This is a genomic window from Streptomyces sp. NBC_01233, from assembly GCF_035989305.1.
Lineage (GTDB): Bacteria > Actinomycetota > Actinomycetes > Streptomycetales > Streptomycetaceae > Streptomyces.
The window spans coordinates 9,139,945-9,165,923 of record NZ_CP108514.1 but is presented as its reverse complement, the minus strand read 5'-3'; the positions used below and the strand labels follow the sequence as shown (position 1 = coordinate 9,165,923).

At 67.8% G+C, this 25,979-nt stretch carries 27 protein-coding genes and 1 pseudogene; 14 read left to right on the top strand and 14 right to left on the bottom strand.

Annotation, left to right across the window (positions count from 1 at the left end):
• Nucleotides 1-269: 269 nt before the first annotated feature.
• A complete protein-coding gene (locus OG332_RS42510; RefSeq protein WP_327418450.1) occupies nt 270-2,624 on the top strand; it encodes an arylsulfatase in 2,355 nt (784 codons plus the stop codon).
• A 28-nt stretch (nt 2,625-2,652) separates the two neighbouring features.
• A complete protein-coding gene (locus tag OG332_RS42505) occupies nt 2,653-3,186 on the top strand; it encodes a hypothetical protein (RefSeq protein ID WP_327418449.1) in 534 nt (177 codons plus the stop codon).
• Nucleotides 3,187-3,252: 66 nt separating this feature from the next.
• Here the strand turns inward: OG332_RS42505 and OG332_RS42500 are convergent, their stop codons facing one another.
• A complete protein-coding gene (locus OG332_RS42500; RefSeq protein WP_327418448.1) occupies nt 3,253-3,423 on the bottom strand; it encodes a hypothetical protein in 171 nt (56 codons plus the stop codon).
• 161 nt (nt 3,424-3,584) lie between these two features.
• On the opposite strand from OG332_RS42500, the gene istA reads away from it, so the two are divergent.
• Nucleotides 3,585-5,003, top strand: a complete 1,419-nt coding sequence (gene istA / locus OG332_RS42495; RefSeq protein WP_327411910.1) for an IS21 family transposase — start codon at nt 3,585-3,587, stop codon at nt 5,001-5,003.
• Nucleotides 5,000-5,773, top strand: coding sequence for an IS21-like element helper ATPase IstB (istB, locus tag OG332_RS42490; RefSeq protein ID WP_327411911.1), 774 nt, complete (start codon nt 5,000-5,002; stop codon nt 5,771-5,773). The genes istA and istB overlap by 4 nt, the downstream gene beginning before the upstream one ends.
• 82 nt (nt 5,774-5,855) lie before the next feature.
• Here istB and OG332_RS42485 read toward each other — a convergent pair whose 3' ends face one another.
• Nucleotides 5,856-6,002, bottom strand: a complete 147-nt coding sequence (locus OG332_RS42485; RefSeq protein ID WP_327418447.1) for a hypothetical protein — start codon at nt 6,000-6,002, stop codon at nt 5,856-5,858.
• Between the two features lie 322 nt (nt 6,003-6,324).
• Here OG332_RS42485 and OG332_RS42480 point away from each other — a divergent pair, with 322 nt between their 5' ends.
• Nucleotides 6,325-6,753: an SRPBCC family protein gene (locus OG332_RS42480; RefSeq protein ID WP_327418446.1), complete on the top strand. Its 429-nt coding sequence runs from the start codon at nt 6,325-6,327 to the stop codon at nt 6,751-6,753.
• A 770-nt stretch (nt 6,754-7,523) separates the two neighbouring features.
• On the opposite strand, the gene OG332_RS42475 is transcribed toward OG332_RS42480, so the two are convergent.
• The 3 genes from OG332_RS42475 to OG332_RS42465 all read right to left on the bottom strand — a co-directional run bounded on the left by OG332_RS42475 (nt 7,524) and on the right by OG332_RS42465 (nt 9,770).
• The gene (locus OG332_RS42475; RefSeq protein ID WP_327418445.1) at nt 7,524-7,973 is read right to left on the bottom strand and encodes a hypothetical protein; all 450 of its coding nucleotides are present in this window, start codon (nt 7,971-7,973) and stop codon (nt 7,524-7,526) included.
• Between the two features lie 712 nt (nt 7,974-8,685).
• Nucleotides 8,686-9,147 (bottom strand): DUF6114 domain-containing protein, encoded by a 462-nt coding sequence (locus tag OG332_RS42470; protein ID WP_327419538.1) that lies wholly within the window; start codon nt 9,145-9,147, stop codon nt 8,686-8,688.
• Nucleotides 9,148-9,236: 89 nt separating this feature from the next.
• Nucleotides 9,237-9,770, bottom strand: coding sequence for a DUF6230 family protein (locus OG332_RS42465; RefSeq protein ID WP_327419537.1), 534 nt, complete (start codon nt 9,768-9,770; stop codon nt 9,237-9,239).
• Nucleotides 9,771-11,647: 1,877 nt separating this feature from the next.
• Here OG332_RS42465 and OG332_RS42460 point away from each other — a divergent pair.
• Nucleotides 11,648-11,815: a hypothetical protein gene (locus tag OG332_RS42460; protein WP_442816408.1), complete on the top strand. Its 168-nt coding sequence runs from the start codon at nt 11,648-11,650 to the stop codon at nt 11,813-11,815.
• 154 nt (nt 11,816-11,969) lie between these two features.
• Here the strand turns inward: OG332_RS42460 and OG332_RS42455 are convergent, their stop codons facing one another.
• The 3 genes from OG332_RS42455 to OG332_RS42445 all read right to left on the bottom strand — a co-directional run bounded on the left by OG332_RS42455 (nt 11,970) and on the right by OG332_RS42445 (nt 13,213).
• Entirely contained in the window at nt 11,970-12,095 is a 126-nt protein-coding gene (locus tag OG332_RS42455; RefSeq protein ID WP_327418443.1) for a hypothetical protein, read from the bottom strand.
• Nucleotides 12,096-12,164: 69 nt separating this feature from the next.
• Nucleotides 12,165-12,878 carry a cation transporter gene (locus tag OG332_RS42450; RefSeq protein WP_327418442.1) on the bottom strand — a complete coding sequence of 238 codons (714 nt, stop codon included), beginning with the start codon at nt 12,876-12,878 and terminating at the stop codon, nt 12,165-12,167.
• The gene (locus OG332_RS42445) at nt 12,878-13,213 is read right to left on the bottom strand and encodes an ArsR/SmtB family transcription factor (RefSeq protein WP_327418441.1); all 336 of its coding nucleotides are present in this window, start codon (nt 13,211-13,213) and stop codon (nt 12,878-12,880) included. The genes OG332_RS42450 and OG332_RS42445 overlap by 1 nt, the downstream gene beginning before the upstream one ends.
• Before the next feature lie 162 nt (nt 13,214-13,375).
• On the opposite strand from OG332_RS42445, the gene OG332_RS42440 reads away from it, so the two are divergent.
• A complete protein-coding gene (locus OG332_RS42440) occupies nt 13,376-13,519 on the top strand; it encodes a hypothetical protein (protein WP_327418440.1) in 144 nt (47 codons plus the stop codon).
• A gap of 8 nt (nt 13,520-13,527) precedes the next feature.
• Nucleotides 13,528-13,677 carry a hypothetical protein gene (locus tag OG332_RS42435; protein WP_327418439.1) on the top strand — a complete coding sequence of 50 codons (150 nt, stop codon included), beginning with the start codon at nt 13,528-13,530 and terminating at the stop codon, nt 13,675-13,677.
• 217 nt (nt 13,678-13,894) lie between these two features.
• Here the strand turns inward: OG332_RS42435 and OG332_RS42430 are convergent, their stop codons facing one another.
• A complete protein-coding gene (locus OG332_RS42430) occupies nt 13,895-14,179 on the bottom strand; it encodes a hypothetical protein (RefSeq protein WP_327418438.1) in 285 nt (94 codons plus the stop codon).
• Between the two features lie 6 nt (nt 14,180-14,185).
• Between OG332_RS42430 and OG332_RS42425 the strand changes: the two genes are divergently transcribed.
• Nucleotides 14,186-14,965: a MerR family transcriptional regulator gene (locus tag OG332_RS42425; protein ID WP_327418437.1), complete on the top strand. Its 780-nt coding sequence runs from the start codon at nt 14,186-14,188 to the stop codon at nt 14,963-14,965.
• Nucleotides 14,966-15,132: 167 nt separating this feature from the next.
• Here the strand turns inward: OG332_RS42425 and OG332_RS42420 are convergent, their stop codons facing one another.
• Nucleotides 15,133-16,323, bottom strand: a complete 1,191-nt coding sequence (locus OG332_RS42420) for a cytochrome P450 (protein ID WP_327418436.1) — start codon at nt 16,321-16,323, stop codon at nt 15,133-15,135.
• 183 nt (nt 16,324-16,506) lie between these two features.
• On the opposite strand from OG332_RS42420, the gene OG332_RS42415 reads away from it, so the two are divergent.
• A complete protein-coding gene (locus OG332_RS42415) occupies nt 16,507-17,181 on the top strand; it encodes a GbsR/MarR family transcriptional regulator (protein WP_327418435.1) in 675 nt (224 codons plus the stop codon).
• A gap of 329 nt (nt 17,182-17,510) precedes the next feature.
• Nucleotides 17,511-18,674, top strand: a complete 1,164-nt coding sequence (locus OG332_RS42410) for an IS701 family transposase (protein ID WP_327419062.1) — start codon at nt 17,511-17,513, stop codon at nt 18,672-18,674.
• Between the two features lie 142 nt (nt 18,675-18,816).
• Here OG332_RS42410 and OG332_RS42405 read toward each other — a convergent pair whose 3' ends face one another.
• The 4 genes and pseudogenes from OG332_RS42405 to OG332_RS42390 form a co-directional block, all read right to left on the bottom strand.
• Nucleotides 18,817-18,990, bottom strand: coding sequence for a hypothetical protein (locus OG332_RS42405; RefSeq protein ID WP_327418434.1), 174 nt, complete (start codon nt 18,988-18,990; stop codon nt 18,817-18,819).
• Between the two features lie 75 nt (nt 18,991-19,065).
• On the bottom strand, nt 19,066-21,003 hold the full coding sequence (locus OG332_RS42400) for an APC family permease (RefSeq protein ID WP_327418433.1): 1,938 nt from the start codon (nt 21,001-21,003) through the stop codon (nt 19,066-19,068).
• A gap of 158 nt (nt 21,004-21,161) precedes the next feature.
• On the bottom strand, nt 21,162-23,312 hold the full coding sequence (gene kdpB, locus OG332_RS42395) for a potassium-transporting ATPase subunit KdpB (protein ID WP_327418432.1): 2,151 nt from the start codon (nt 23,310-23,312) through the stop codon (nt 21,162-21,164).
• 263 nt (nt 23,313-23,575) lie between these two features.
• Nucleotides 23,576-24,487, bottom strand: a pseudogene (locus tag OG332_RS42390) (amino acid permease); the annotation flags it as partial.
• Nucleotides 24,488-24,762: 275 nt separating this feature from the next.
• On the opposite strand from OG332_RS42390, the gene kdpF (OG332_RS42385) reads away from it, so the two are divergent.
• The 3 genes from kdpF (OG332_RS42385) to kdpF (OG332_RS42375) all read left to right on the top strand — a co-directional run bounded on the left by kdpF (OG332_RS42385) (nt 24,763) and on the right by kdpF (OG332_RS42375) (nt 25,975).
• Entirely contained in the window at nt 24,763-24,852 is a 90-nt protein-coding gene (gene kdpF / locus OG332_RS42385) for a K(+)-transporting ATPase subunit F (RefSeq protein ID WP_326586593.1), read from the top strand.
• 34 nt (nt 24,853-24,886) lie between these two features.
• On the top strand, nt 24,887-25,645 hold the full coding sequence (locus tag OG332_RS42380; protein ID WP_327418431.1) for a DUF4118 domain-containing protein: 759 nt from the start codon (nt 24,887-24,889) through the stop codon (nt 25,643-25,645).
• Between the two features lie 240 nt (nt 25,646-25,885).
• On the top strand, nt 25,886-25,975 hold the full coding sequence (gene kdpF / locus OG332_RS42375; protein WP_033223114.1) for a K(+)-transporting ATPase subunit F: 90 nt from the start codon (nt 25,886-25,888) through the stop codon (nt 25,973-25,975).
• Nucleotides 25,976-25,979 lie beyond the last annotated feature (4 nt).

Below are 25,979 nucleotides of genomic sequence, written 5' to 3'. Positions count from 1 at the left end.
GGCAGCCACCTGCTTCTTCCACAAGCGCTTCGGGCACTGGGGAGAGGTCTTCGGCGACGCGACCGTCGCCGCCATGGTGATCGACAAGAGCGTCGGAGCTCAACCGTCCAAACCGGGTCACGGTTCAGCCGCCGCCGACAAGGGTTTCAGGGACTCACGGGATGGGTTTCCTGACCAACACCGGCGCTGATGGCTGTGAACGGGAGGTAGGAACTATGAGCCAGCTTGACCGCACGAAGCTTCCGATACGCAGGCCTCCGTTCCAAGGGGTGAGTAACAGAACACTCGGCGGGTCGAAGCCGGACTGGGACCTCATCGGGCACCCGGAGCCTCCTGAGGGGGCCCCGAACATCCTGCTGGTCCTGATCGACGACGCGGGCTTCGGCAACCCGAGCACGTTCGGCGGTCCCATCAACACCCCCCGCTTCACCCAGATGGCCGAATCGGGGTTGCGTTACAACCGGTTCCACGTCACCCCCCTGTGTTCTCCGACGCGTGCGGCTCTGCTCACCGGGCGGAACAGCCACGCGGTCGGCTTCGGCTCGGTCGGCGAGTTCTCCAGCGGCTTCCCCGGCTACACGGCGATGGTTCCGCGTGATTGCACGCCATGGCCAAGGGTCCTGTCGGAAAACGGATACAGCACCGCGGCGTTCGGCAAATGGCATCTGACCCCCGACGGCGACCAGGGTCCGGCCGGACCGTTCGGGCGGTGGCCGAACGGATGGGGCTTTGACTACTTCTACGGCTTCCTGGGCGGTGACGCAGGTCAGTGGGATCCCTGCCTCGCCGAGAACCAGAAGATCATCGGCGTCCCGGAAGGCTTCAACGACAAGGAGAACCCGTACTACCTGCCGGACGACATGGCCGACAAGACCATCGGGTGGCTTCACGGGGTTCGGGGGCAGAACGCCCGCAAGCCCTTCTTCGTCTACTTCTCCACCGGGTGCAGCCACGCCCCGCACCACGTGGCCTCCGCATGGGCGGACAAGTACAAGGGCAAGTTCGACCAGGGCTGGGACCGGCTTCGCGAGGAGGTCTTCGCCCGGCAGAAGGAGCTGGGTGTGATCCCCGCGGACGCGGAGCTGACAGCGCGCGACGACGCGTTCCCCGCGTGGGACGACGTCCCCGACCGGCTGAAGGCCTACTACGCCCGCCAGATGGAGGTCTACGCAGGCTTCTCGGAGAACGCCGACCACAACGTCGGCCGGGTCATCGACGCGATCGACGAGCTCGGCGAGCTCGACAACACACTGATCATCTGGATCTGGGGTGACAACGGCGCCAGCATGGAGGGCACCGTCACCGGCTCGTTCAACGAGATGACGATGCAGAACGGCATCCCGCTCACCGACGAGATGCAGCTCCAACTGGCCGAGCGCTACGGCGGCATCGAGGCCTGGGGCTCCCAGACCATGGATCCCCACTACTCAGCGGCGTGGGCGTGGGCCGGCAACACTCCGTTCAAGTGGGGCAAGCAGGTCGGTTCGCACCTGGGCGGTACGCGCGACCCGATGGTCGTCCACTGGCCGGGGCACGTCACCGACCCCGGCGCGCTGCGCTCGCAGTTCACCCACGTCATCGACATCGGGCCGACGATCCTGGACATCGCCAAGATCCCGGCCCCCTCCCATGTCGACGGGATCGAGCAGCAGCCCTTCCACGGCGTGACCTTCGCCGACTCGCTGTCCGACGCGGCCGCGCCGGAACACCGTACACAGCAGTACTTCGAGGCCATCGGCAACCGCGCCATGTACAAGGACGGTTGGTGGCTGGCTATGAGGACCGAACGCATCCCGTGGGTGCTCACACCCCATGAGATCAGGCCGTACGCCCCCGGCGTCTGGGATCCGGACGCAGACCCGACCGAGCTGTACTACCTGCCCGACGACTTCACCCAGGCGAGAGACCTCGCCGCGGATCACCCCGAGAAGGTACGGGAGTTGAGGGAGCTCTTCTGGCAGGAGGCGGAGAAGTACAAGGTGACTCCCCTGCTCGCCACGCTGTCCGCGTTCTTCGGCATCCTCCCGCCGCGGCCGGATGTGGACCGCTTCGAGTACCGGGGAGACGTCGAGAACGTCATGTCGGGGATGATCCCGCGGATCTACAACCACTCGTACACCATCAGCGCCGATCTGGACGTCCCGACGGAGGGAGCCGAAGGCGTGATCGTGGCCGAGGGCGACCATCTGGGCGGGTTCACGCTCTTCGTCCAGGACGGCAAACTCACCCACACCTACTCGATGATGGGCGTGTTCGTCTACCGGCAGCAGGCCGAAGTCCAGTTGCCGGCTGGTGAGGTGAACGTACGTATGGAGTTCGTGGCCGATGCGCCCAAGCCCGCCACCGGCGGGCAGGTCACCCTGCTGGTCGACGGAAAGGTCGTCGCCACAGGACGCATGGAGCACACGGTCCCGGTCCGGTTCTCCGCCTATGCGGGCATGGACATAGGCCGCAACAACGGCGGGGTCGTCGACCTCGGCTACGCGGACAAGAAGCCCTTCGCCTTCACCGGCACCGTCAGGAAGGTCGTCTTCGACACCAAGCCGCACTCCTCTGACGAGGCCGAGGACGAGCTGCACGCCGCCGCCCACCACGGGCACATCGGGAACGGACTCGCCGGGTGAGACGGGGCCGTGACTCGAAGGAGGATCGATGAGATTCGACGACGAAACGATCGACGTTCTGATCGGCGGATACATGTCGAAGGACGCCGCCCAGGAGGACTACGAGGCGGTTCTGGCCAGCGGCGGTTACCTGCACGGTGCGGTGGTCGTCACCAAGGGCCTCGACGGCGACCTGTCGGTGGAGCAGACCGACCACATGGTTCGCGAGGGCGCGGCGGGCCTGGGCTCCGTCGGGTTCGTGGTCGGGCTGTTCGCGCCACCGCTGCTTGCCGCGACCGCGGTCGGCGCGGCGATCGGCGCCGGGGCCGGAAAACTCCTACATCACAAAACCGCCGCCAAGCTGGAGGAACAGGCAGGTGCCACCATTCCTCTCGGTGGCGCAGGACTGATCGTCGCCTACCCGCGCTCGGCGGCCGGGAAGGTCGAGCCGGCCGTGACCCGCGCCGTCAGGAAGGCGGTCGGCGAGGCCGAGGGGCACCATGTGAAGGCCCTGAAGGGCGCCATCGAAGACGCACAGCAGAAGATGGCCGAAGCGGATCCTGACTCTTCGGGGAGTTCATGACGTCGGCGAACCGCTTGGAGGCTTGATCGTTTGGTGGCTGGACAGCTCGGCGAGGACCGGTGGGGTTCATATGGTGGCTGGTATCCAGGGCAGAGCCGTGCATGCCCGGGCGAGGACGTCGAGCGTGTTCTGACTGTGGCGGTCGGTGGTGGCCAGGTAGGTCCGGATCCCGGCGAAGTCCTCGTCCCCGCACAGAGTTCGCAGGCTCCCGGACACCTTGATCCGCAGTTTCGCCATCCTGATCTTCTGCTCGGCCGTGTTGTTGTCGGCGTACGGGCTCTGATGCAGAGGTGCGTACGGGTTGATCTACAGAGGTGACTCGGCGTGTCGGGGTGGGGCCCGGCTCGATGAGAGGAGCCTGACGCTGATCTTGTGAAGCGTCGAGGAGGGCCTGTCGGATGTTGCTGGAACCGGGGCGGTGGCTGGAGCTGCGGCGTTTCCGGGCTCTGCATGAGGCGGGCGCGAGCATCTCGGAGATCGCTCGGGAGACCGGTCTGAACTGGCGTACGGTCAAGAAGTATCTGGAGAGCGACGGTCCTCCGGTTCCGCCGGCTCCGGCGCCGCGCTCGGATCTCGGCAACCAGGTGATCAAGCCGTGGGCGCATGTGATTGATGCGTGGCTACGGGCTGAGGTGCTGCTGAAGGCCGCGGTCATCCATGAGCGTCTGGTCGAGCAGTATGCCTTCCCGCACCACTACCAGCGCGTCAAGATGTACGTGCAGCAGGCCCGACCCCGCATCGCCGAGGAGTTGGGATATACCCCGCGCGAGCTGGCGAAGTTGCACCGCCGCTTCGAGGTGGTGCCCGGCGCCCAGGCCCAGGTCGACTGGGGCGACGAGGGCAACATCCTGGCCCATGTCGGCATCCCGAAGGTCTACTCCTTCCACATGACCTTGTCCTACTCCCGAGATCCGTTCTGCTGCTTCACCACCAGCCAGAATCTGGCATCGTTCTTCGAGTGCCACCGGCGGGCGTTCGCGCACTTCGGCGGGGCGCCCGGGGTGATCGTCTACGACCGGACCAAGACTGTCGTGCGCCGTCACGTCGCCCCGGGCGAGGCGGTCCCGTTGCATCCGGAGGCCGTGGCGTTCGCCGGGCACTACGACTTCGACATCGACGTCTTGGCCGCCTACCGGCCGACGGGGAAGGGCCGCGTCGAGCGCCAGGTCCTCATCGTCCGCGATCATGTGCTCGCGGGGCGGTCCTTCTCCAGCCTGGATGACATGGACGGGGCGTTCATGGCCTGGGTGCCCCAGCGCCGGGCGCGTACGCACCGCACCCACGGCGAGGTGATCGGCGTGCGGGCCAAGCGGGATCACGCCGCGCTGCGGGCGCTGCCCGCCAAGCCCTACATCGTGGCCGATCGGCACCTGCGACACGTGGCCAAGGACTGCCTGGTCGCCTTCGACGCCAACCTCTACTCGGTGCCCGCCACCAAGGTCCGCCACCGCCAGCTCGTCGAGGTCAGAGCCTCCGCAGGCACCGTGGCCCTGCATTCCACCGTGCCCGACGCGCAGGGCATCACGCTGCTGGCCGTGCACTCCCGCGCGGTCGGACGCAGCGCGAGGATCGTGGATGAGGCCCACTGGAAGGCCCTGCCCGACGGACACACCCGCGCCACCACCACCGACCTTCCGCCACCCGTGAGCAGGCCGGCCCGCTCCGGCGCCGAGGAACCGGGCGGTCTGATCTCGCTGCTGACCCGGGCCAGAGCCGCGCAAGTCCACGTCGGCACCCGTCCGCTGGCCCTCTACGACCAGATCGCCGGCACCCGCCCGTTCAACCCCGCCCCCATCGACCCCAAGGACATGCGTTGAGCGAGCTGGTCACCGCCCGGATCCGCACCACCGCCACCAAACTCGGCCTGCCCCACCTCACCGAGGCCCTGGCCGAGCACGTCGGCCGGGCCGACGCCGCGTCGATGGCCTACCTCGACTTCCTCGACCTGGTCTTGGAAGAAGAACTTGCCGTCCGTGAAGAACGCCGCTTCCGCCACGCGCTACGGGTCTCCCGCCTGCCACACCACAAGACGATTGAGGAGTACGACTTCTCCTACCAGCCCGAACTCGACCCCAGGAAGGTCAAGGACCTGGCCACCCTCGCGTTCGTCGAGGCCAAGTCCAACGTCGCGCTGCTGGGCCCGCCCGGGGTCGGCAAGACACATATCGCCGTCGCGCTGGCTGTCGCCGCCTGCCGGGCCGGCTACTCGATCTACTTCACCACCCTCGACGACATGGTCCGCCAGCTCAAGGCCGCCGACTCCATCGGCCGCCTGGCCAGCAAACTCCGCACCTACCTGCGGCCTCACGTTCTCGTGGTGGACGAGGTCGGCTACCTCCCGCTGGAGCGTGACGAGGCAAACCTCGTCTTCCAGATGCTCTCCAAGCGCTACGAGAAGGGCTCCACCCTGCTGACCTCGAACAAGAGTTTCAGTGAGTGGGGTCAGGTCTTCGGCGACGACGTCCTGGCCACTGCCATCATCGACCGCCTACTCCACCACTGCGAGATCCTCGCCATCAACGGCGCCAGCTACCGCCTGAAGAACCGCCTCACAGCCATCGAAGGCGGCATCACTGCGGCCAGCTGACACAGGATCAAGCTCTGCACATCAGCCCGTACACACCTCTGCACTACAGCCCGTACGCCGACAGTTGTAGTCGGAGGACGTGTCAGGGCGAAGCGCGCATCGTTCCCGGCTCCCACCACTTGGCCCGGTGCGGACCCGGGAGCCCGACCGCCTCGGCCAGCGTCCAGCAGTTCACGTCTTCCAGCTCCATCAACAGCCCCTGGGCCAGCTCACGGAACGTCCCGCGCATCTCCCGCCGGGGAAAGCAACGGGCCACCGGGGGCAGGCAACGCGGTCGAGTGGACGGACACGATCGATCCGATCGTCAAGGTAAGCAATCGGGTCACCCGCCGGATGCACGGAGGCGTCTCCAACGCCCCGACCTACCAGCTGTGGATCTCGGCGATCGGTCCTCAGCCCCAGGCGGACGTCATCCGCAAGAACATCTACCCCTGGCTCGGCTTCCGGGTGGGTCTTGTCGGCGACCTCGCCGACCAAGCCGGGTCTTGTCGGCGACCTCGCCGACCAAGCCCAGTGATGCACACGGGAACGATGGAGAGAGGCGTCCGGCCATGAATGAGTTCGAAGTCCGCAAGACGGTGGCGGCCAAGCCCCAGACGGTGTTCGACGTCTTCACCGACCACCGCGGCTACGCGGATCTCGTCGGGCTGATCAGGCATTCCGAGTTGGAGCAGGAGGGTGAGCCGGCGCCGAACGGCGTCGGCGCGATCCGAGTACTGCGGATGCCCGGGGCGACCGTCCGGGAACAGGTCACCGAGTTCGACCGGCCCGACCACTACTCCTACCGCCTGCTCTCCGGTGCGCCTGTCGATCGCTTCGTCGCCACCGTGACCTTCAGACCGAAGGAAGAGGGCGGCACGGAGCTGACCTATTCCGTCTCCGCAGACCCGTCCCTTCGCCTGGCCAAGCCGATCATCAACGAGGTCGCGAAGAAAGCCATCCGCACCTTCACAGATGCGGCGGCTGCCAAGGCAGAGTAAATCGCGGCTCGCCCCGAGGGCGCCGAGTAACTCTACTGTGGCTGCGGCTATGGCAGAAACCCCCCGTCGAAATTGGTCACCGTCGTGCACTCGCCGCGCTTGACGGACCAGAGTGGCCGGCGCGGCATCGGCGGCACGGCACGACGAGCGGATCGCCGTACTTGTCGAATTCCTTGCCTGCCGCGGATGCAGGGGCATTGCGTGATCGGGATCTGTCCGGATCCGGCAGGTGCGATCGAGGGTTGTAAGAGGCCGTTGGTCGTCGCGGCGTGGCGTAGGGCGACGGCGATGTTGCTTCGGCCGTCCTGACGGAGGACGCTGCTGGCGGGGTTGCGCGGGGTAGCCATGGTGCGGGGCGCTGTCCCGTGCGGATCTTGGAGTCGTCCTCGCGGGCGCGGTCTCAGACGTCGCCGCATGGCGTGAGGAGCGCGTCCCTGGCCCCGGCTCACCGCGCCGTCCGCGTGCTTCGACATCCGGGCACTGCAACCTCGGCCCCGTCATGGGACCCTGTCGGACGGGGCGTGCCCCGTGTTGCGGTGTCACTGCAGTGACAAGTCTCGTCTGCGGTCAACTCTTCTGCCTTGGGGCGGCTGGCCCAAAGTATGGGCTGGCCGCCCCATACGGGCGGGCGTGCAACGGCGGGGGGCGATCACCTTGTGACTTCTCCGCCTGTGACAGCTCTACATTCACCAGGCTCCCGGTCGCGGGGCGGGTGAACACCACCAGTGCGGAGACCGGGAAGAGCACTGACCCGAGCTGGTCCGTGCCGGCTACCCTCGACGGGGGGCCGAAACGCTGCCCACGCGGACATGAGCGCGCGGGACGGTCAGGGTCGCTCGCGTGAGGCTGACCTGGGAGACCGCGGCGTTCTTGATCGTGATCGTCCGGGAGGCTGAGTCCGACGCTGCAGCGGCCGGGTCGAGGAGCCACAACGGAATGCTGCTCGGCGTGACGGTGACTCTGTCGCCGGGTGGTGACGCCCCCTGCCCCGTAGTGGTGAACGTGCCGGCCACCGTTTCCGCGTACAGGGTCACGCTGTCTCCGACGACGGTGGAAGTCGTTCCGGGAGCGGCCTGCAGATGCCAGGTCCCTATGGTCTGCCGCACCTCCAGATCGAGATCCTCCACCTCCACGGAGCGGGCGGTGAATTCAAGCATGCGCTTCGGGCCCGCCCCGCTCTCGACGGTCACCACTCCGCGGAACACGCCGCCGAGCAGCACGAGCCTGGGCGAGGTCAGCTTCCAGGCGCCTTCGGCGAGGCGAAAGGACGCGTGGTGCTCCGCTGGTGTCGGTGTGGCACAGCCGACTGCTGCAGTGGCGTCCGTTCGGTCGGGTGTACGGGACGGCGGAGCCTTGTGGGTTGGCTCGGCGGACGTCGGGGGAGCCGGCGGGCACGACGGTGTCGCCCCGGCAGGCGGCATCGGCCTCTGGGACAGAGACGGGCGGGCCCCGGGGGCCTGGCAAGGGGAGGCGCTCGGAGCCTTCAGGGCCGCGGCGGAGGTCCGTTGCCCGGGCAAGGGCGAAGTTGGGCTCCTGTGGGGGCCCGTACCGGGCTCAGGGGTCCCGTCCCGCGCGGCCGCCCGGCTTGCCCTCCGGGACTCTGGGGGGCTCACGGAGGCCGGTGGGACCGGCGTGCTCGAGGGGACCGGCGCGTCCGTCACCGGCAATGGTGCGCAAGGTGTTCCGCCGACTCTGGTCGAGGTGCTCGGGAGGGGGCTTCGGCCGGCCGGGAGGGCGTGGTGAGCGGTCGCGGGCATTTCCCTCCATTCGACGGCCAGGGTCGTCAATAGGGCCGCCGGCAGGGCCGTCAGCGCCAAGAACTGGCCGACTGGCCTCGGAGCCCGGGGAAAGGAACCCGTCTGCCTCCCAGGACGCGAGAAATGAGCGAATCTCGGGGCCGGCACGCTGTCGCGGCCGGCCCCATCCGTGTTGTCACTGCGCATGGTGCGCACCGGTCTCGAGATTCGAGGGGAGGGCGCTCTGGCCGTCGCCGTCCGGATCCTCGCTCGGTGGCGACCAGGCGCAGGCTAGAGAACCACCGACAAGTCCGAGCAGTGCACCGAGGAGGAGACCGCCGAAATTGGCGAGCGGCAGGGAAATCAGCGACAGCAGGATCGCGGCGACCCCTGCGAAGACGCGTCCGAGCGGCCGGAGCCACATGAGAAGCCCCAGGGTGACGAGGAGGACCCCGATGACCAGCGACCCCGCACCCGCGGTGGTCGACAGGGCCATGGTGACACCCCCCAAGGTGAGGTTTCCATAGGCGAAATACAGGATGGGCCAGCCAGCTGAAAGCGTCATCAGCCCAGCCCAGAAGGGCCTGTTGTCGCGCCAGAAACGGAATCCCTTACTTGCTCCGGAGAGAGCGTCACGCCATTCGGTTGACGTGGTCATTTTCGTCACGCAAATGACTTTCTACTCAAGGACTCCAACGAGGCCGATGCTCGCGGCGCGCCATATCGGGGCCTCGAATCGAAGGAACCTCAGAAGCACTGATGGTCACCTTGTCTCATCGATGCCTTCATCCCAGGCAGGGTGATGGAACCCATCGTGGCCGCCACCCCGGTGGCGCGGACATTGGTCAAGGTGGCCGAAGTTCCCTGCAACGCGATGGTGTTCGGGGCGAAGAACTTGGAGTTCTCGTCCCCGGAGTTCACTTCGCCAATGGTCATCGAGCCTGCCGCAACGCCGATGTCCACGTTGTTCATCGTGGCGCTGGAGGCCGCGAGAAGATCGGTGTCGAGGAATGCGTTGGTTGCGGTCGCGGGCTTTCCTTCGCCGCCGGTGAGCCGGATAGTGAAGGGGCCCAGTACAGGGATCGGGATGAAAATCGACTGGCACAGCCCATTGATCTGCACTCGTCTCGCTCCCGTGACGATCACCGGCACGGCCTTGCCCCGCCGCGTCACATCCACCATGCCGTACAGGCTCAGGCCCTCAGCCCTCAGGGTATCCACAGAAAGCTTGAAGCGCTCTCCGGAGATGAAGAAAGATGCAGCGAAAGCCCCCTGAGCCATGCTCACGACCAGAGCCGAGGCGACAACGACACTCGGCGCCAAGACTGCAACAAAACGCTTCCACCGGGTTCTGCGCATTCTTCTCACTCCCTCGAACACCAGGATGTCACTTCGCACAGGCGTCACGATCCGGCCCGAACCGGGCGAATTCCTCCAATTCGAACCGCATTTCAGAGACCTTCGAGGTCAATAGCCACATGGGAACGTCGAGTCTCGGATCAGACTTCAACAGCTGCAAGCATCTGTTACACCAGAGATCCCGGCAAGCGGGGCGCCGCCAACAAACATGGAACCACTCGATCGGACCCGAATAAGCAGATTGTGATTCAAGGCAGAACATCGCTGGCTACGTGGTCGGGCAGTGATCGGCTGCGGTGGCGACGTCGTCCGACCCGTTCGGCGCATGGGTTCGATCTCGGCGCGTGAGTCCGATGATGCGCCGCCCAGCTGATCGACGAGATCGACGAGATCACCGTCAAGACGTACCCGGTCTTCGTGGGCACCAGGATGGCGATGTCGCGGGCGGGCTTCGGCGTGCGCCCCCTGGAACCCACCGGGCTCAAGGCCCTCGGCGGCGGCCGGCTCGTCACCACGTACGCCGTCACGCGCTGACCCGCCGAACAGGCGAGACCGGCCTAACGTGGACGTATGAGCAGTGAAGAGCGGCATCACGCGCACGAGACGATCGCCCCGCAGGCCGGGCACGAGCAGCAGGTGTGCCCGGCCTGCGGGAGCCCCGTGGAAACGGTGCTCAGGCGGCGCAAGTCCCTGGGGATCTTCATCCCGGTATGGGCCCCGGGTCCCTGCAGGAGCCCTGAGTGCCTCCGGCATGCGTCTCGGGAGGGCTAGGGTCCGTGGCGAAACTGGATCTTGTTCGCGGGTGATCATCCGTCGTGAAACGTCGTGACCTGACGAACGACCAGTGGGCGGCCCGACTGGAGCCGTTGCTGCCGCGGGGCGTCAAGCCAGGCCGTCCGCCACTGTGGACCCGGCGGCAGCTGATAGACGGCATACCGTGACGGCCCCGGACCGGTGCTCCCCGGCGGGACGTGCCCGAAAGGTACAGACCGTGGGGCCCGGACTACGAGCACGTACCCGCCGTCAACGCGGCTTCATTCAGCCACGGACCCGCTGGGCTGATGCGCAATGCCCGCGCCTGATCTCTGGGCCCGCACCACAGTGGCGGTACGGAGACCACCCGCATCCGGTGATCGCGAGAACCCGCCTCATCGCGCCGCTGGGGGGACATCGGTGCCCGATCTCCGCCCGAGGTCGCGTCAAACAGACGGTGGCACCGAAGGAGGCCGAGCACATGCCCCGCATCCGCCACCAGAGAGCGAAGTCCGGGCCGGTACCCCGCTCGTCCGGGATCGGGAGGGCGGCTGGGTCCTGATCTGCGCCTCGGGCATCGCCCTGGGCGCGGCGTTCCACGCTGTCGCCGGTGTTGCGGAATCGTCAAAGAGGTGCTGCGAAGAGAGCCGGGCACTGCGCACGGAGAGGGCGGATCGCCTGCCACGGTGGCCCCTGCTCGGCCGCACGAGGCGGCCGGCTGGGTCCTGATCGCCGCGGCCGCCATCGTGGTGAGCGGGCTCTCCCACGCATGGCCAATCTTGTGGAGCTGGCCAGAGAGATCCTGGGAGCAAAGCCGCACGCCACACAGGAATGAAGAAGAGCCAACGACCAGCCGGTCGAGAGGTGAGCTGTGTTTCATGCGCCATCAGACACCGACCGGAAGGTGACTGACACACCGGGCCTGTTCCCGGCAATCCACAGCTGGCCAGCTGTCTTCCAGGCCATCGCGGCCATCGCCGAAGACGACGTCTACGCCAGAGTCGGCAATTGCGTCATCGAGTTCGGCCTGACGGCGTGCGGGCTGGATCCACCTCATCGCCGGGATGATCGTCGTCCTTGCCGGCGCGGGCTTCTTCGCCGGTTCGGACCTGGCGAGGCTCGCGAACATCGCACTGGCCGGCCTCAGGGTGCCGGACAACTTCAAGGCCGCGCTCGGCGATCGGCTTCCTCTGGAACCGGACCCCGACCCCTGAAACCGGGACACCACCCAAGAACAACGCTTATCGATCCTGTGCACGAAGTACCACTCGGCCCGGCCGCTCAAGCAACGCGGCCCACTCACCACAGCGGGCCCCCCGCACCACTGCGCGGCTCCGCGAAGTCGGCAAGATCCAGCAACAGCCAGCGTTACAGGCCAAGCAGGCCGCGGTGTGCGGCATCGCCGATCTGGGCGAGCTGACGGTACGACAGAATGCCGACGGCCTCGCGACCGGAGCGCGAAGGCAGGTGCAGGTCGCATTCGACGACCGCCACCAGCCACCGCAACTCACCCAGCCAGAACTGCCGTCAGACCCTATCCCGGTGCGCCGCAGGCTGCGAGGTTCAGGAGCAGCAGTCACAGCCCGGCTTGCAGCCGCAGTCGTCAGCGACCTCAACGCGGTCCAGCGCGGCGCCGTGCGCGGCGGGCGCGCAGCAGCCCTTGCCCTGCCAGGCGTCACGGCCTTCCTTGAGGGCGATGGCAGCGATGACGAGGGCGGCGATGGGGTCGGCCCAGGTCCAGCCGAGGGTGGCGTTGAGGAGGAGACCTAGGAGGAGGACGGCCGACAGGTACGTACACAGCAGGGTCTGCTTGGAGTCCGCGACCGCGCTGGCGGAGCCGAGTTCGCGACCCGTGCGGCGCTGTGCGGCGGAAAGGAAGGGCATGACCGCGAGGGAGAGGGCGGCGATGACGATGCCGGGGATCGATTCGTCGGCTTCGGCGGTGCCGGTCAGAGCGCGGACCGCGTCGATGGCGACATAGGCGGCGAGGGCGAAGAAGGAGAGCGCGATGATCCGCAGGGTGGTCTTCTCCCGTGCCTGGCGTGCGGTGTGGTCGGCGGCGGAGAACTGCCAGGCGACGGCGGCCGCGGAGGAGACCTCGATGACCGAGTCGAGGCCGAAGCCGATCAGCGCGGTGGAGGAGGCGAGCGTCCCGGCGGTGATCGCGACGATCGCCTCGATGAGGTTGTAAGTGATGGTCGCGGCGACCAGGAAACGTATGCGGCGGGCGAGGGCCTCGCGGCGGGCCGGGGTGGGCCCGAGGGATATCTCCGTCATCAGCAGCAGCCCTTCGTCTCCGCGTCCGTGCAGGTCTTGTCCGCCTCGACGGCGACCACGGCGGCGCGCAGGTCGTCGAGCGCGTGACCCAGCCGCGGATCCGCGAGTTCGTAGCGGGAGCGCCGCCCGTCGGGTACGGCGAGGACCAGGCCGCAGTCGCGTAGGCAGGCCAGATGGTTCGACAGCCTCGTCCGGGAGATTCCGAGGGCATCGGCGAGGTCGGAGGGGTGGGCCGGAGCCTGGCGCAGCGCGAGGAGGATCCGGCAGCGGATCGGGTCGGCGAGTGCGCGGCCGAAGCGGGCCAGCACCTCGATGTCGGAGGCGAGAGTCAGCACAGTTTGAAAGTACATCAGATCCTGAATTCAGAAAATCCTGAACTTAGGTCTCTTCGGCATGCCGCGTGGCCCGTCACGCGGGGGAGCTCGGTCTGCTGCCGGTGCAGCCGGCATCGTCCTGCCGACCGGCACGGAGGTGTCCCCGTCGACGATCCGGTGTGGGTGCCGCAGTCCTGCACACTGCCGACCGAGGCGAGACCGCTGCGGGTCGCGGAGTGGGACAAGCTGCTCGCCGAGCGTCTGACGTCACTCTCCCGGCCCGAGGCGCTGCGACTGCGCCTCACCTTGTCGGCGGACCCGGCGTAGAGGACCAGGTGCGTGATCTGGTGGAGCGGGAGAGCGCCCGCTGCTCCTCCTTCGCCTTCACCATCAGCCCCGGCGAAAGCGCGATCGCACTGGACATCGCGGTGGACCGCAATCACGCGGCCGTCCTGGAAGCCCTCGCCGTCGCCCCGCCGTCGTAGCCGTTCACGAGAACACGGCCCGGCTCCTCGTTCGCCGCGAGACCATGGAGGACTGCCAAGAGCCGGGACATCGGCATCTCAAGCCACGCGGGGGCACGTTCACCGGCTGCGCTTCTGCATTTCCTCATGGCGAGATGCTGGACGACGTGGTCCCGGACGATCGCGACGCGCAGCCGTTCGCGCTGAGATCACGCAGGTGCGGGGGCCGGGCGGTTCGTCAATCTTGACGACGGCCCGGTGCCTGCAGCAACCGGTCCAGCTCCGTTCCGGCCCCTTCGTATCCGGCGTCGGAGATCCGTTGCAGCTCTCGCAGGTCTCCGGCTGCGGCCGCGCGTCGCGTGAGCAGCATTCCGGCGTGCCGGGAGCCCTCGTCCAACAGGTCGCTCAGCTCCACGAGGTCGCCGCCCGCGTCCGCGAGGTCGGCCAGCCGGTCCAGCGCGGTCTCGTTGCCCTCATCGGCCAGGTCGCGAAGGGTCTCCCGATCGGGGTTCGTGTTCTCCATGACGCCATGCTGCAACCCTGCCCCTGGGGCAAGGTCAAGTGGGACGATGACGAGGTGATCACCATCGGACAGCTGGCCGGCTACATCGGAGTGTCGATCAAAACCGTCCGCGTCTACCACGACAAAGGGTTGCTCCCCGAGCCCGACCGCGACGCGTCCGGCTACCGGCGGTACGGTGCGAACGACGCTGTCGGCCTGATCAAGATCCGGACACTGGCAGAAGCCGGTGTCCCTCTCGCTCGTATCCGGTATCTGAGAGCGGCGGGCGAGGAGGAGTTCCGGCAGGCGCTGGGCGAGATCGACGACGAACTCGACGCCCGCATCCGCAGCCTGCAGGAAACTCAGGGGCGCCTGCGCCGGCTCGCCGCCGGGCGTCTGGTGCCACTGCCCGGCGAGGTCTTCGCCCATCTGGAGGATCTGGCCCGATGGGGATTCACGCCTCGTTGGGTGGACCTGCAACGCGACTTGTGGATCCTCGTGTTCGCCACCCACCCGGACCGTGCGACCACCCTGTTTCACGAGCAGGCCGAGATCTTGGCCGACCCGACTCTACGGCGGCTCTTCCTCGGCTACGACCACGCACACGACCTCGACGCCGACGACCCGCGGCTCGAAGACCTCGCCCACAGGATCGCCGAGGCGAATCGGGAGCGCTACGGGCCCGACGAACGGCCCGGGCTGGATACGGGCTCTGAGATCCCCACCCTCATCCAGAGCAGAGTCAACGCTTCGTCCCCGGCATGGGAACGGCTCGACTCCCTCATTCGCGCCCAACTGGACGCATGACGTGAGCGCCCCCGGAGCGGCCTGCGAGGTGTGTCTCTCCTCGGACCCGTCGCGATTCCGGGACCCTGCTCACTGTCCAGCCGGCGCCGCCGACGCGATCCGCGCAGGCCGGCAAGCACAGCTCGGCCGCGGCGGCCGTACGCGACCGTCCCGTCACCGGCCGGTGGTCACACCTCCCAGGTGACCGGGAGGCTCTTCACCCCGTGGATGTCCGCGGTCTCCGGGCGCAGGGCGACGTCTTCGGCCGGCACGGCCAAGCGCAGCGTGGGAAAGCGCTTGAGCAACGCGGAGAACGCGACCCGCATCTCGATACGGGCCAGCTGCGCGCCCAGGCACAGGTGGATGCCGTGTCCGAAGGCCAGGTGCCCGCCGGAGTCCCTGCGGAGGTCGAGCGTGTGAGGATCCGGGTACCGCTCGGAGTCGCGGTTGGCGGTGTTGTACGACAGGACGACCGTCGTGCCGGCCTCGATGGTCTGGCCGCCCACCTCGACGTCCTCCAGCGCCGTCCGCATGAACGACTTGGCGACGCTCAGATACCGCAGCAGCTCCTCGACGGCCTGGTCGATGAGCGCGGGATCGGCGCGCAGCGCCGCCAGTTGCTCCGGGTTCTGCAGCAGCGCGAAGGTCCCGAGGGACAGCATGTTGGCAGTGGTGTCGAAGCCGGCCGCCAGCAGGATCAGGCTGATCCCCTGCAGCTCCTCATCGGTCAGGTCGCTGTCGGCAAGTTCGCTGAGCACGTCGTCGGTGGGGTTCGCGCGCTTGGCGGCCACCAGCTGGGCGAGGTAGTTCTGGGTCGCGGTGTAGGCCGCCATCAGCTCCTCGTCGCCCGTCTCCCCGTTCATGAACTTGTCGATCTGTTCCTGGAAGGAGGCCCGGTCCACGTACGGCACCCCCAGCAGCTCACAGATGATGATGGTGGGGATGGGCTTGGCGAACGCGGTCACCAGGTCCGCCGACGGCCCCGCCTTCTCCATGGCGTCCAGGCAGTCGGTGGTGATCTGCTCGATGCGCTCGGTGAGCAGTCGCATCCGCCGTGCGGTGAACTTGCCGACCAGCGGCTTCCGGTAGCGGCTGTGCTGGGGGTCATCCATAAGGAGGAACTCGCCGGGCGGCGCCGGAGGGATCTCGAAGTCGACCACGTTCAGGAGATCCTTGCGCGAGCTGAACCGCGGGTCGGCCAGGACCGACCTGACCAGGTCGTATCCGGTGATCATCCAGCCGGGTTTACCGCCGGGGTGGGTGTAGCGGCTGATGGGGCCGTGCCGGCGGGCGTCGATCAGCTCTGCCGGAGGGTCGAAGGGACACCCGGACTGACGCTCCGTCGGCAGCGTCGTAACAGTGTGGAGGGATTCATCCATGACCATTCCTCACCTCGCGATAGTGCGCGTTTGACACAACTCGAAAGCTACGTTGCATTCAGGATTGCTGCAATCCACTGGAACACATAAGTGCAGGTGAAGAGTGCCAAATTGATGCAATGACGCTGAGCTCGAATGCAACGGTGCGTTGCACTGAGTGGCGGCAAAGGCAATACTGGCGGCATGCCTGGAGGACGGTTGACCCAGCAGGAACGCCAGCGCATCGCGGCCGGACTCGCCGGCAAGCTCTCCTACGCCGAGATCGCCAGGCGGCTCGACCGGCCGACCTCGACGATCAGCCGGGAGATCGCACGCAACGGCGGCCCCGGCGGCTACCGGCCCCAGCAGGCGCAGCTGGCGACGGTCCAGCGGGCGCAGCGCGGCACACCGGCACCCCCACGCGCGGCCGAAGCGCCCGGCGGAACGATGGAAGAGGAGATCATCGAGCTGGCGGTCAGGTCGGGACTGCCGAGGATGACAGCGCGCGTGCACGTCGACCTGTTGCTGTCCGAGGACGGCAGGCGCACAGCAGCCGAGCTGACCCGCAGACTGAAGGTCAGCCCAGCCTCCGTCTCCGTAGCCGTGAAATTCCTGGTCGAGCATGGGTATGTCCGGCGCGAGCGCGATCCGCAGCGGCGTCGCGACATCTACGTGGTCGACGACGACGCCTGGTACCACTCGATCGTGATCAGCTCGCGGCAGACGCTCGAGGCAGCGCAGGCCTCGACGGCCGCGGCGCAGACGTACGGGCCCGAGAGCCCCGTGGGTCAGCGGCTGGCCAAGGTGGGCGCGTTCCTGGAACAGGTCAGCCTGGACATGCTGGAGTCGGCCAACCGATGCCGCCGCCTCCTGGCGTGACGGGTCTCAGCGCAACCGTCTGGGCCGCCGGCGGACCAGATCCTGCCGAACGTCACCGACCCATGCCATCTGGCCGTCCGGCACCACAGCGGCACGGCGGGTACGTCTGGTTCCCCGCTGACGTCGACAACATGACCCCTGAGAAGCGCGTCGGCCCTCCCGCGGTTGGCGCGGTCCACGAGGGCAAGGCCCGGATCCTACGGCGCGAAACGCCGGAGGGCTACCGCGACCGGGACATCGGTGGCTAGTACTGCAACCGCATGTGGCGTGACGGTCGGTGAGGTTGCTCGTTGTTGTGACTGTGTGATGAATCGCTGACGGTTGAGCAGATCGAGTCGTGGTCCGAGGGTGTAGCGGGGTTGCATGCCCGGTTCGGGCATCGTTTTGGCAGGTCGGAGCCACGTGATCGGGCTCTGGACTACATGACGGGCCTGCTTGCGCCGCTAGAGAAGAAGAACGGGTGGACGCTGGCCGAGCAGGTCGGCCAGCTCCGCCCGGACGGTGTGCAACGCCTGCTCAACCACTCCGAATGGGACGAGAACGCGGTCCGCGACGATGTCCGGGACTTCGTCGTGGAGACCATCGGCGCCAAGGATGGCGTGCTCATCGGGGACGACACCGGGTTCCTGAAGAAGGGCACCAGGTCAGCAGGGGTCCAGCGGCAGTATTCCGGCACCGCTGGCCGCACCGAGAACTGCCAGATCGGCACCTTCCTCGCCTACGCATCCGCCAAAGGGCGGGCGCTGATCGACCGGGAACTCTACGTCCCGAAGTCCTGGACGGACGACCGCGACCGCTGCCGGGCAGCCGGGATCGACGACACCGTGCCGTTCGCCACGAAGATCGAGCACCTCAAGTGGATGCTGCAACGCGCCATCGACGCGGCTGTTCCCTTCGCCTGGGTGACCGCGGACGAGGCATACGGGCAGGTCAAGCACTTCCGCGCCTGGCTGGAAGAACGCCAGGCCGCGTATGTGCTGGCCACCAAGGTCAACGACACCGTGATCACCGCCGACGGCCGGGACGCCCGCGTCGACGAGCTGATCGCGGCCCTGCCGAAGCAGGCATGGAAGCGGATCTCCGCCGGAGCAGGCGCCCACGGCCAGCGGATCTACCACTGGGCCCGCGTCGCGATCCGGCCCGCCTGGGAGGGCGGATTCGGGCACTGGGTGCTCGCCCGCCGCAATCTGTCCGACCCCACCGACATCGCCTACTACGTCTGCTATGGCCCCGTCACTTCCCGGCTGAAAGACCTGGTCAGGACCGCCGGAGCCAGGTGGGCGGTGGAGGAATGCTTCCAGACCGCGAAGGGTGAATGCGGGCTCGATCACTACCAGGTGCGGCTCTACCGGGCCTGGTACCGGCACATCACCCTGGCCATGGCCGTCCTGGCCTACCTCACGGCCATCCGTGCCGCAGAAGCCGCAAAAGGGGCAGCGGAGATGACGAGCAAGACCTCATACCCCTCAGCGTCCCGGAGATCCGCCGGATGATCGGGCACGTCGTCGTCACGCCCCGCTGCCACAGCAACGAGCACCGTCTGCACTGGTCACGCTTCCGGCGCCGCAGCCAGGCCCGAGCCCGCCGCTGCCATTACCAACGCCGAGGCCACGACCCACACATGCGGTTGCAGTACTAGGGCCGGTAGACGAGCTCGATTACCATCGCTGCGATGACCGCCCAGACCCCGATGCCGAGCAGCCACAGGGCATCGAGGATCGCGCCGGTGGCGATGACGGTCAGGCCTGCCGCCCCGAGGGCGAGTACGGTCCGGCGGACGGCGCGATCGGGGCGCCAGGAGATGGTCACGACAGCGAGCATCCCTCCGGATCCGCGTGATGGCGAGGATCCGAAGGGTTTCCTGTCGGCATCTTGGCGGCGATGTCAGCCCGCGTGGATGTGCGGGCGCCGGGCGCGGTCCGGTTCGGCCTCGCGGATGACCTCGCGGGTGACGGGCGCGACCTCGCCCTGGCCGAAGAGGAAGAAGCGGAAGAAGTTGGCGAACGGGTTGCCCTCGGTCCACTCGAAGTAGATGTGCGGCCGCTGCCCGGTCTCGTCGCGGACGTGGAGGAGGAGGGCGGCCAGGGCGTTGGGGATGCTGGAGCTCTCCAGGGTGAGGACGCGGTAGCGGTCGTGCAGCACTTCGCCGCGTACGCGCACGCCTGATTCGAACTCGGACGCGTCCAGGACGGTGACCTCGACGAACATGACGTCGTCCGCGGCCGGGATGTCGTTGTCCGCGCGGATCTGTTCCTTCTTCTGCCGGTACTCGGCGAGGTCCCGGTTGTCGGGCTCGTTCGCGATGAACCGGATGGTGCGGTTGGCGGTGTCGCGGATGAACCGCTGGGCCATGTCGTCGAATTCGATGTGCGTGACGCGCAGCTCGAAGACGCGGGCGAGCCGGGAGAGGAGGGAAAGGGCCATGATGCCGGCGATGAAGCAGGCACCGATCTTCACGCCGTCCGGCCGCTCCACGATGTTGACGGCGGTCGTGTAGATGAAGACCGCCGAGATGACGCCGAAGCCGATGGTCCAGCCGCGCTCCCCCGCCCGGCGGGCGGCGATGGTCACGGCGACCGCCGCCGAGGTGATCAGGACGAGGACACCGGTGGCGTACGCGCCGCCCTGGGCGTCGACATCGGCGTTGAAGATCCAGGTCACCAGGAACGCGACCAGGGTGAAGACGATGACCATGGGGCGCAGCGCTCGCGCCCAGTGGGGGGCCATGCCGTACCGGGGCAGGTAGCGCGGCATCAGGTTCAGCAGACCGGCCATCGCCGACGACCCGGCGAACCACAGGATCAGGATCGTGGAGATGTCGTAGACCGTGCCGAAGGCCGATCCCAGGTACTCGTGCGCCAGGTACGCCAGGGCTCGGCCGTTGGCCTCACCGCCTGGCTGGAATTGGGCTGGTGGAATCAGCAGCGTGGTGATGAAGCTGCTGGTGATCAGGAAGACGCTCATGATGATGGCCGCGGTCGTCAGCAGCTTCTTCGCGCCGCGGATCCGGCCCGCCGGCTTGTCCTCGGTGTCCTCGGGGTTGCCCTTGACGTGCGGCATGACCGCCACACCGGTCTCGAACCCGGAGAGGCCGAGCGCGAGCTTCGGGAACACGATGAGGGCGATGGCGACCATCATGAGCGGGTTGCCGTGCTCGGCGGTCAGCGCCTCGGTCCAGTCGGTGACGACATGCGGTTCGGCGGCCACCTCCCACAGGCCCCGCGCCACCACGACGACGTTCAGGCTGAGGTACGTGGCCACCAGGACGACGGCGACGCCGATGGCCTCGCTGAACCCCTTGAGGAACACCGCTCCGAGGAGCGCGATCATGATGAGGGTGATCAGCACCTCGTGGCCGTGCAAGGTACTGGTGAGGTGCGGATTCTCCACCAGGTGGGCGGTCGCGTCCGCCGCCGACAGGGTAATGGTGATCAGGAAGTCGGTCGCCGCGAACCCCAGCAGGGTCAGGACGAACAGCTTCCCCTTCCAGAACGTCAGCAGCCGCTCCAGCATGGCGATCGAGCCCTCGCCGTGGGGGCTCTCCTCGGCCACCCGCCGGTAGACGGGAAGAGCGCCGAAGAGGGTGAGCAGGACCAGCACGATGGTCGCGAGCGGCGACAGCAGGCCGGCGGCAAGCGCCGCGATGCCGGGCTGGTAGCCGAGGGTGGAGAAGTAGTCCAGACCGGTCAGGCACATGACCCGCCACCACGGCCGGCCGTGGGGCTGGGCCGCCGCCTCCTTGGCGGCGGGCGAACTGTTCTCGGCGGTCAAGCCTTCCAGCATCCACGCGCGCAGGCGCGAGGAGCGGGCCGGGGTGGCCATCGTGGGGAGCTCCTGTCGTACGGCAAAGAATCAGCCATCGACACCGACGGCGGAGCAAGCGTACGCAGATTGATCTCATATGCCCGCAGCTGAGGCAATCCTGACGCGTCCTTAACGCGAACAGAGCCACCTGTGGCGTAGCCGCAGTGTTCCCGAGGTCAGCCGAGGCCGGGAATGGTGGACACCACCAGGTCGATGAGCTTGATGCCTACGAAGGGCAGGATCAGCCCGCCGAGGCCGTAGACGCCAAGGTTGCGGCGCAGCAGGTCGTGCGCGGAGGCGGGCCGGTAGCGGACACCGCGCAGGGCGAGCGGGATGAGGGCGACGATGATCAGCGCGTTGAAGATGATCGCCGAGGTGATCGCAGAGGTGGGGCTGCTCAGGCCCATGATGTTGAGCGCTTCGAGTCCCGGGTAGGCCGCGGTGAACATCGCCGGGATGATCGCGAAGTACTTCGCGACGTCGTTGGTGATGGAGAAGGTGGTGAGCGCACCCCGGGTGATGAGGAGCTGCTTGCCGATCTCGACGATCTCGATGAGCTTGGTCGGATTGGAGTCCAGATCCACCATGTTCCCAGCCTCCTTGGCGGCCGAGGTACCCGTGTTCATCGCCACGCCGACATCCGCCTGCGCGAGGGCGGGGGCGTCGTTCGTACCGTCACCGGTCATCGCGACCAGCTTGCCGCCCGCCTGCTCCCGCTTGATCAGCGCGAGCTTGTCCTCGGGCGTCGCCTGGGCGAGGTACTCGTCCACCCCCGCCTCCGCGGCGATGGCGCGGGCCGTCAACTCGTTGTCACCGGTCACCATGACGGTACGGATCCCCATGCTCCGCAGCTCCGCGAAGCGCTCCCGGATGCCCTCCTTGATCACGTCCTTGAGGTGGATGATGCCCAGCACCCGCGGCCCGTCCCAGTCGTGGACCGCCACCAGCAGAGGGGTCCCGCCGGATTGCGAGACCTGGGCGGACCATGCGGCGGCCTCCGCCTGTACGGTCCCGCCGCGCATCGCCACCCAGTCCATGACCTCCACCACCGCGCCCTTGCGTATGGCGCAGCCGGCGCCGTTGTCCCAGCTCAGGTTGATGCCGCTCATCCGGGTGCGGGCGCTGAACTCGGTGAAGCGGGGGTTGCTGAGGTCCTCGGCGGCGGCCGGCTGGAGCCCGTAGCGCTGGGCCAGGGCCACGACGGACCGGCCTTCGGGGGTCTCGTCGGCGAGTGAGGAGAGCTGAGCGGCGTCGGCGAGCTTGGTGTGGTCGATGCCGGGGAGCGGGATGAAGGCGGCGGCCTCGCGGTTGCCGTGCGTGATGGTGCCTGTCTTGTCGAGGAGCAGGGTGTTGATGTCACCGGCGGCCTCGACGGCGCGGCCGCTCAGCGCGATGACGTTGCGCTGCACGAGGCGGTCCATGCCCGCGATGCCGATCGCGGAGAGCAGGGCGCCGATCGTGGTGGGGATGAGGGTGACCAGGAGCGCGACCAGCACGGTCGTGGACTGGGCGGCGCCCGCGTACGCGGCCATCGGCTGGATGCTGACCACGATCAGGATGAAGATGACGGTCAGGGCGGCCAGCAGGATGTTCAGCGCGATCTCGTTCGGGGTCTTCTGCCGGGACGCACCCTCCACCAGCGCGATCATCCGGTCGATGAAGCTGTTCCCGGAGCGCGAGGTGACCCGCACGACGATCGAGTCGGACAGTACGGTCGTACCACCTGTGACACCGGACCTGTCGCCGCCCGACTCCCGGAGCACGGGGGCCGATTCGCCGGTCACGGCCGACTCGTCCACCATCGCCGCTCCGTCGACCACGTCCCCGTCGGCCGGCACCAGCTCTCCCGCTTCGACAAGGACGAAATCGAAGGGCTGGAGCTCGGCCGGGGTCACCACCTCGGTCTCGGCGCTGCGCAGGTTCGTGCCGTACGTCCAGTGCTTCAGCCGAAGCGCGACGGTGTCCGTGCGCGCCTTGCGCAGCGACTCGGCCTGGGCTCGGCCGCGGCCCTCGGCGACGGCCTCGGCGAGGTTGGCGAAGAGGACGGTCAGCCAGAGCCAGACGCTGATCACCCAGGTGAAGACGGACGGGTGGATGAGCGCCGAGAGCGTGGTCAGGGCGGAGCCTACGGCCACGACGAACAGCACCGGCTTCTTGAGCAGTTCGCGCGGGTGGAGTTTGGCGACGGCCTCCCGGCCCGAGGTGGCGAGGAGCTCGGGCTCGAGCAGGTTCACCTGGCCGGAGCGTTTCCGGGACGGCCGGTTGACCGGGGTCCGCGGAGGGGTCCCGAGACCCGGGGGAACGTGCTGGGCGGCGGCGGGAGACATGGGGAGGAGACCTTCTGGTGAGTTCGGCCGGGCACCCCTGCCGGGCCGGTCGGCACGCAGCAGCGGGTGCGAGTGAGGGGTGTCGCCGCCGGGGACTGTCTCGCATGGACCCCCTCGGCCGTCATGTGAGTGGTCGAGGTCCCCGGCGGCGCAACAGGCAGGAAACTACTGCCCGTTCCAGAGGAAATGCCCCTGTGGGCAGGGGATTTGGCACCTTCTTGACGGCGGCGCACAAGACGCATCAAGCCGCCGTCAAGGGCACGTCAACGCGCGTCGGCCGTGATCCTGAAGCGCAGTCGGCAGATGACGGCGTCGGTGTCGCGGCGTACCGCGTGGGCGACGACGGAGCCTCGCTGGTTCTGCAGCATCCGCTGCCATAGGTGAGCGGGTTCCGTTTCCGGGATGAGGACGGTCACCTGGGCATCGGGGTGTTTCTGCATCAATTCGCGCGTGTACGCCGAAAACGGCCGGCCGATCGAGCGGGTAGTGGAGGAGACCTCGATCAGCTCGATGCCCGGCTTCCACAACTCCCAGTCCCTGCGCAGCGCTTCGGCTGCCTGCCGATCTTCCGGACCGGCGTGGGTGACGGTCACGGCGAGGACCTCGTCGCCGAGCGAGCGGGCCGCAGTCAGCGCCTGACAGGTCAGGCGGGACAGCCCCGACACGGGAACCACGACCAGCGAGCGGGAGCGCTGGGGCGGCTGCGGGATGCGGCCGAGCTCCAGGCGTTCGCCGATCCGAACGTAGGCGCGGTGGATCACCTCGAAGCCGAGGACGATCAGCGGCAGGGCGAACACGATCAGCCAGGCGCCCTCGGTGAACTTCGTGGCGGTCACGACGACCGCCGAGACTCCGGTGAGCAGGGCGCCGAAGCCGTTGAGCGCGGCCTTGGCCTGCCAGCCCCCGGGGCGTTCGCCGTGCCAGTGCCGGACCATGCCGACCTGGCAGATGGTGAAGCCGACGAAGACGCCGATCGCGAAGAGCGGAACGAGGGTATTGGTGTCGCCGCCGGAGAACACCAACAGGGCCGCGGACACGAGGGCCAGCCACACCACGCCGTGGCGGTGTACCTGGCGGTCCGCCTTGAGGGCGAAGACGTGCGGCAGGTAGTTGTCCCGGGCCAGCAGGCTCATCAGCACCGGGAGGCAGGAGGTTCCTCCGTGCCCGGTGCCTGCCCGGCCGCGGTCGTCTTTCCCATGTCTATGGCCATCTTCGCTGTTCCTCCGATTGGACAAAGTGAGGACAGCGTCCGGATGGCGTGGCCGAATGACCAGTGCTCTTGGCGGAATCCATATGACCGCCGCGCCGCTCTTCACGTGCTCCTGACGCCGGAGCCGCAAAGTCGTATGAGGTGCGTCAAGACCTTGCCGGGGCGCGTGGCTCCTTCATCGGTCGGGGCACGCTTGAAAGGAGTGACACACGTCCGACGGAGTCAAGGGAGTACACGCTGATGAACGCGGAAAACGTGGTCGGGCTCATCGTCGCCGTCGCTCTGCTCGGCTACCTCGTGGCCGCCCTGATCAGGCCCGAGAGGTTCTGATTCAAGACCGCCCCGTCCGGACGGGAGGCATCACATGTCCGGATCCTCGCACCGACTCCACGACCGTGCCGTTCTGCTCGCCGCCCTCGTGGTGCCCTTCCTCGTGGCGCTCGCCCTCGTGCCTTTCCGCACGAGCCTTTCAGCGACGAACGAAGCTCTGATCATGGTCGTCGCGGTGGTCGCCGTCGCCGCGCTCGGCACCCGGGCGGCCGGGGCGCTGGCCGCACTCTCTGCGGCTGCCTGCTTCGACTTCTTCCTCACCAGGCCCTACCAGCAGTTCGCCATCGCCGACCGTGATGAGATCCAGACGGCTCTCCTCCTGCTCGTCGTCGGGCTGATCGTCTCGCAGCTGGCCGTACGGGTACAGCGGCTCCGGACGGTCGTGGTCACCGACGCCTCGCATCTGTCGCGCCTCCAGGGAACCGCCCGTCTGGTCGAGGACGGCGCCTCACCGGAAGCGGTGGTCGAGTACGTGCGCCGGGAGCTCGTGGGCCTGCTGGGGCTGCGCGGCTGCCGCTTCGAATACGGCAGGCTGCTCGGGCACCGGCCGCGTCTGGAGCACGACGGTGGCCTGTGGCTGCGCAACGGCAGCCGGATCACCGAGTACGCCGACTGGCCGGACGGGGAGACCGAGCTGCGCGTCGTCGGCGGCGGGCACTACTACGGCCGCTTCCTCCTCGATCCGCTCCCGGACCGTCCCCTGCCTCCCGAGGAGGCCCGCCTGGTCGCGGTCGCGCTGGCCGCTCAGGCCGGTGCCGCGCTGGACACGGCCGGCCTCTCCCACCAGGGCTGACCGGCGGTTCGCGGCCACTCGCGTATGCGCGGCGTTAAGAGTTCCCCTGCGTCCGTATGGACCCCATCAAGGTGTCTTAACGCCGGGATGAAGACACGGTTATCTCGACATCGGCCATCTGGCCGATTCAATTCCTTCCTCATTCATCCAGGAGCTCACGGTGGCCGATCTGGCCTTCGTCGTCACCACGGTCGCGGTCTTCGCGTTGGTGGCTCTCATCGCCCGGGGGGTGACCAAGCTGTGAACGCCGAAAACATCATCGGCCTCGTCGTGGCCGTCTCCCTGCTCGGATACCTCGTCCTCGCCCTTGTGTACCCGGAGAGGTTCTAGCCAC